The organism is Mycobacterium sp. E740 (assembly GCF_001672895.1).
Taxonomy (GTDB): Bacteria; Actinomycetota; Actinomycetes; order Mycobacteriales; family Mycobacteriaceae; genus Mycobacterium.
Genome location: NZ_LZKP01000016.1, coordinates 1 through 4,219, shown reverse-complemented (window position 1 = coordinate 4,219; position 4,219 = coordinate 1). Strand labels below are relative to the sequence as shown.

Annotated in this window: 4 protein-coding genes and 2 pseudogenes; 2 read left to right on the top strand and 4 right to left on the bottom strand. The window is 68.1% G+C overall.

Annotation, left to right across the window (positions count from 1 at the left end; all coding sequences use genetic code 11):
* Nucleotides 1-617 (top strand): annotated as a pseudogene (locus A5663_RS01225) (lipid-transfer protein); the annotation flags it as partial.
* Nucleotides 607-1,287, top strand: coding sequence for a TIGR02206 family membrane protein (locus A5663_RS01220; RefSeq protein WP_068143086.1), 681 nt, complete (start codon nt 607-609; stop codon nt 1,285-1,287). The pseudogene A5663_RS01225 and the gene A5663_RS01220, both read left to right, overlap by 11 nt.
* On the opposite strand, the gene A5663_RS01215 is transcribed toward A5663_RS01220, so the two are convergent.
* From A5663_RS01215 to A5663_RS01200, 4 genes and pseudogenes are all read right to left on the bottom strand, one after another.
* On the bottom strand, nt 1,284-2,039 hold the full coding sequence (locus A5663_RS01215) for an ABC transporter ATP-binding protein (protein ID WP_068143085.1): 756 nt from the start codon (nt 2,037-2,039) through the stop codon (nt 1,284-1,286). The genes A5663_RS01220 and A5663_RS01215 overlap by 4 nt on opposite strands.
* Complete coding sequence (locus A5663_RS01210) at nt 2,023-2,850, bottom strand: ABC transporter ATP-binding protein (protein ID WP_068143084.1); 828 nt, start codon at nt 2,848-2,850, stop codon at nt 2,023-2,025. Before A5663_RS01210 ends, A5663_RS01215 begins: the two co-directional genes overlap by 17 nt.
* Nucleotides 2,847-4,016 (bottom strand): branched-chain amino acid ABC transporter permease, encoded by a 1,170-nt coding sequence (locus A5663_RS01205; RefSeq protein ID WP_068143083.1) that lies wholly within the window; start codon nt 4,014-4,016, stop codon nt 2,847-2,849. The genes A5663_RS01210 and A5663_RS01205 overlap by 4 nt, the downstream gene beginning before the upstream one ends.
* A pseudogene (locus A5663_RS01200) lies at nt 4,013-4,219 on the bottom strand (branched-chain amino acid ABC transporter permease); the annotation flags it as partial. The gene A5663_RS01205 and the pseudogene A5663_RS01200, both read right to left, overlap by 4 nt.

Genomic DNA, 4,219 nt, shown 5'->3' with positions numbered 1-4,219 from the left:
CCAGCCCAGTGGTGTCGGACCCCCTTCGGCTGCTTGACATCTGCGCGACGTCGGACGGCGCGGCGGCACTGGTGGTGGCGAGCAAGTCGTTCGCCGAGAAGCACCTCGGCTCGCTCGACGGTGTGCCGTCGGTACGCGCGATCAGCACGGTCACGCCGCAGTACCCCCAGCATCTTCCCGAATTGCCGGATATCGCAACGGATTCCACCGCGGTCGTCAGCGCGCCGGAGCGGGTGTTCAAGGACCAGATTCTCGACGCGGCCTACGCAGAGGCCGGCATCGGCCCCGAAGACCTGAGCCTGGCCGAGGTCTACGACCTGTCCACGGCGCTGGAGCTCGACTGGTACGAGCATCTGGGGCTGTGCGCCAAGGGCGAGGCCGAGCAGCTGCTGCGCAGCGGCGCCACCGCGATCGGCGGCAAGATCCCCGTCAACCCGTCCGGCGGGCTGGCGTGCTTCGGCGAAGCCATTCCGGCACAGGCGATCGCACAGGTCTGCGAGCTGACCTGGCAGTTGAAGGGGCAGGCCACGGGCCGACAGGTCGAGGGCGCCAAGGTCGGGGTGACCGCCAACCAGGGTCTGTTCGGCCACGGCTCCTCGGTGATTGTTGCTCGCTAGGCAGTTCGAGCCCTACGGCCCGTCGTACTGGGGCGCCATCGCGGTCTTCGTCGTCGGCGCGGCAGCGCTGGTGTGGGCGGGACGCGCCGAAACCGAGCGGCAGGCGCGACGGCTGAGTCGCCTCCTCGGCGCGCTGACCGCGGTGATCTACGCCGCGATCCTGGTCTACAACCTGTTCCCGCCGACGCTCGCGGGTTCGGTGCCACTGCAACTCACCGACCTCGCGACCGTCGTCGCCGCGTTCGCCCTGTGGTCGCAACGCCAGTGGGCGTACGCGCTGACCTACTACTGGGGGCTGGTGCTGAGCGTGCAGGCGCTGATCTCACCCGTGCTGCGGGGTCCCGACTTCCCGCACTACCGGTTCCTCGCGTTCTACGCGATTCACCTGCTGGTCGTCTGGGCCGCCATCTTCCTGACGTGGGGCCGCGGCATGCGCCCCGGCTGGCGCGATTTCCGGCTGGCTGTGCTGGTGACGACTGTGTGGGCGGCAATCACCGTGGTGTTCAACAGGATTGCCGACACCAATTACGGCTTCACCCATCACAAGCCCGACACCGCGTCGGTGTTGGACTTGCTGGGGCCGTGGCCGGTGTACATCGTCAGCACCGCTGCGCTGGTGTTCGTCGTCTGGGCGTTGATGACGTGGCCGTGGGTGAGACGTGCGCGTTAGGCGACGCCGAGATACGCCGCGCGAATGCTGTCGTCGCGCAACAATTCTCGAGCGTCGCCGGTACGGGTGACCTCACCGGTCTCCAGGATGTAGGCGCGGTCCGAACGGCTCAGTGCCTGCTGGGCGTTCTGCTCGACGAGCAGCACCGTGGTGCCCTGGGAGTTGATCTCGGCGATGATCCGGAAGATCTGCGAGATCACCATTGGCGCCAGGCCCATCGACGGCTCGTCGAGAAGCAGCACCCGCGGCCGAGCCATCAGCGCCCGTCCGAGCGCCAGCATCTGCTGCTCGCCGCCGGACAGCGTGCCGCCGACCTGGTTGCGACGTTCGGCGAGCCGCGGGAACGTCTCCATGACCCAGTCCAGCCGCTCGTCGTGCTCGGCCCTCGACGCGAACTTGCGCCCGTAACAACCCATTTCGAGGTTCTCGACGACCGTCATCCCCGGAAAGACGCCCCGCCCCTCCGGCGCCTGCACGAGCCCCTGGGCGACCCGCTGGTGCGCCTTGACCTTGCTGATGTCTGCACCGTCGAACCAGATCGATCCCGACGTCAGCGGCAACAGACCCGAAATCGCCCGCATGGTGGTGGTTTTGCCCGCACCGTTCGACCCGAGCAGGGTCACGAGCTCGCCTTCGTGCACCACCAGCGAGATCCCGTGCAGCGCACGAATCCGCCCGTACTGCACGACGATGTCGCGGAGTTCGAGGACGACCCGACGCTGGGCCGCCGCCGTGTCATTCGGCTGCGTCATCGGGCACCCCCAGGTACGCCGCGATGACCTTCGGGTCCTCGCGGATCTGCGCGGGCAGGCCGTCGGCGATCTTGCGGCCGAACTCCAGCACCACGATCCGATCGGTCACACCCATCACCAGCCGCATGTCGTGCTCGATGAGCAGCACCGTGTAGCCGTCGTCGCGGATCTTGCGGATCAGCTCGATGAGCGCGGCCTTCTCCCGCGGGTTGAACCCGGCCGCGGGTTCGTCCAGGCACAGCAGTTTCGGTTCGGTGGCCAACGCGCGGGCGATCTCGAGGCGCCGCTGATCGCCGTAGGGCAGGTTCTTCGCCTTCTCCTCGCCGCGGTGCCCGATGCCCACGAAGTGCAGCAGCGCGGCCGAGCGCTCGACCGCCGAGCGCTCCTCGCGCCGGTGGCGCGGTGTCCGGACCAGTGCGCCGGGCACCGAGGTGAAGTGTCGGGCGTCGGTGCCGACCATGACGTTCTCCAGGGCGGTCATCTCGCCCCACAACCGGATGTTCTGAAAGGTGCGCGCGATCCCGCGGCGGGTGATCTGGTGCCGTTTGATCCGGCCCAGCGGCGCGCCGTCGAAGGTGACCGCGCCCGACGTCGGGCGGTACACCCCGGTGATCGCGTTGAAACAGGTGGTCTTGCCCGCACCGTTCGGCCCGATCATGCCGAGGATCTCGCCGCGACGGATGTCGAACGACACCGAGTCCAGCGCGGTCAGACCGCCGAACTTCATCGTGAGATCCGTTGTCTGCAACAGGGTTTCGCCTTCGGCGGCTTGTATCTCGCGGTGCACGCCCGCCAGGTCCTCGATGCTCATCGCGCCGATTCCTTCTCCGGCGGGCGCAACAGGTCGCGCGCGGCCCTACCGTAGGCGAGCAGCTGCTGGCGGGCCGGGAACAGGCCCTGCGGCCGGAAGATCATCAGCAGCACCAGCGCCAGCCCGAAGAACAGGTACTTCAGGTCGCCGAGGTTGATGCCGAGGAACTCGACGCCGAGCAGCCGGTTCGGCAGGTAGACGATGATGAACGCACCCACCACCACGCCGAGCTTGTTGCCCTGGCCGCCGAGCACGACGGCGCACAGGAACAACATCGAGTTGATGATGTTGAACGTCGGCGGCGCCACGAACTGCACCTGGCCCGCGTAGAGCGCGCCGGACAGACCGCCGATCGCCGCGCCGATGACGAACGCCCACAACTTGAACCGGAAAGTGTTGACGCCCATGACTTCCGCGGCGTCCTCGTCCTCCCGGATCGCGATCCAGGCGCGCCCGACGCGGCTGCGCTCGAGGTTGCCGACCAGCAGCAGGATTCCGATCATCAGCACGATGCCCAACCAGAACCACCACGTGCCGTAGTTGGCGTCGCCCGCGGAGTTGCCACTGGAGAAGACGCCGTCGGGTACGCGGTCCGTCGCCCCGACGCGCGGGTAGGCCACCTCGTTGAGACCGCGCGGTCCGTTGGTCACCTCGGCGAGGTTGTCTGCCATCAACCGGATGATCTCGCCGAAGCCCAGCGTGACGATGGCCAGGTAGTCGCCGCGCAGCCGCAGCGTCGGCGTCCCGAGGATGAGCCCGGTCAACGCGGTGATCGCCATCGCCAGCGGCACACAGGCCAGCCATGCCCAGTGCTGGTTGAACCACCCCGTGGCGCCCATCTTGTTCCACGGGCTGTTCGGGCTGGTCAACAACGCCACGGTGTAGGCGCCCACGGCGTAGAAGCCGACGTAGCCGAGGTCGAGCAGGCCGGCCTGGCCCACCACGACGTTGAGACCGATCGCGATGATCGCGACCATCGCGAACTGCGCCATGGTTCCGCCGAAGCTGATGTTCGGCGTGTTCAGGAACGGCGGCGGGAACAGCGGCAGCAGCGCGAGCAGCCCGAACCCGAGCACGCCGAAGCCCCACTTCTGGACGCGCGACAGTCCGTCCCACCAGCGCCGCACCGCGTCGCCGGGCGCCAACACCTTGTCGGAGACGCTCATGCCCGTGCCTTCCCGAGGCTTTCGCCGAGGATCCCGGTGGGCCGGAAGAACAAGATGAGCACCAGCAGCACGAACGCCACGACGTCGCGCCACTGGGTGCCGAACACCGCCTGCCCGTAGTTCTCCATGATGCCCAGCAGCAGCCCGCCCAGCAGCGCTCCGCGCAAGTTGCCGATGCCACCGAGCACCGCGGCCGCGAACGC

Bases quoted from the DNA above. Each gene is read 5' to 3' on its own strand.
- A5663_RS01215 (WP_068143085.1), bottom strand. From the start codon at position 2,039: ATGACGCAGCCGAATGACACGGCGGCGGCCCAGCGTCGGGTCGTCCTC.
- A5663_RS01205 (WP_068143083.1), bottom strand. From the start codon at position 4,016: ATGAGCGTCTCCGACAAGGTGTTGGCGCCCGGCGACGCGGTGCGGCGC.
- A5663_RS01210 (WP_068143084.1), bottom strand. From the start codon at position 2,850: ATGAGCATCGAGGACCTGGCGGGCGTGCACCGCGAGATACAAGCCGCC.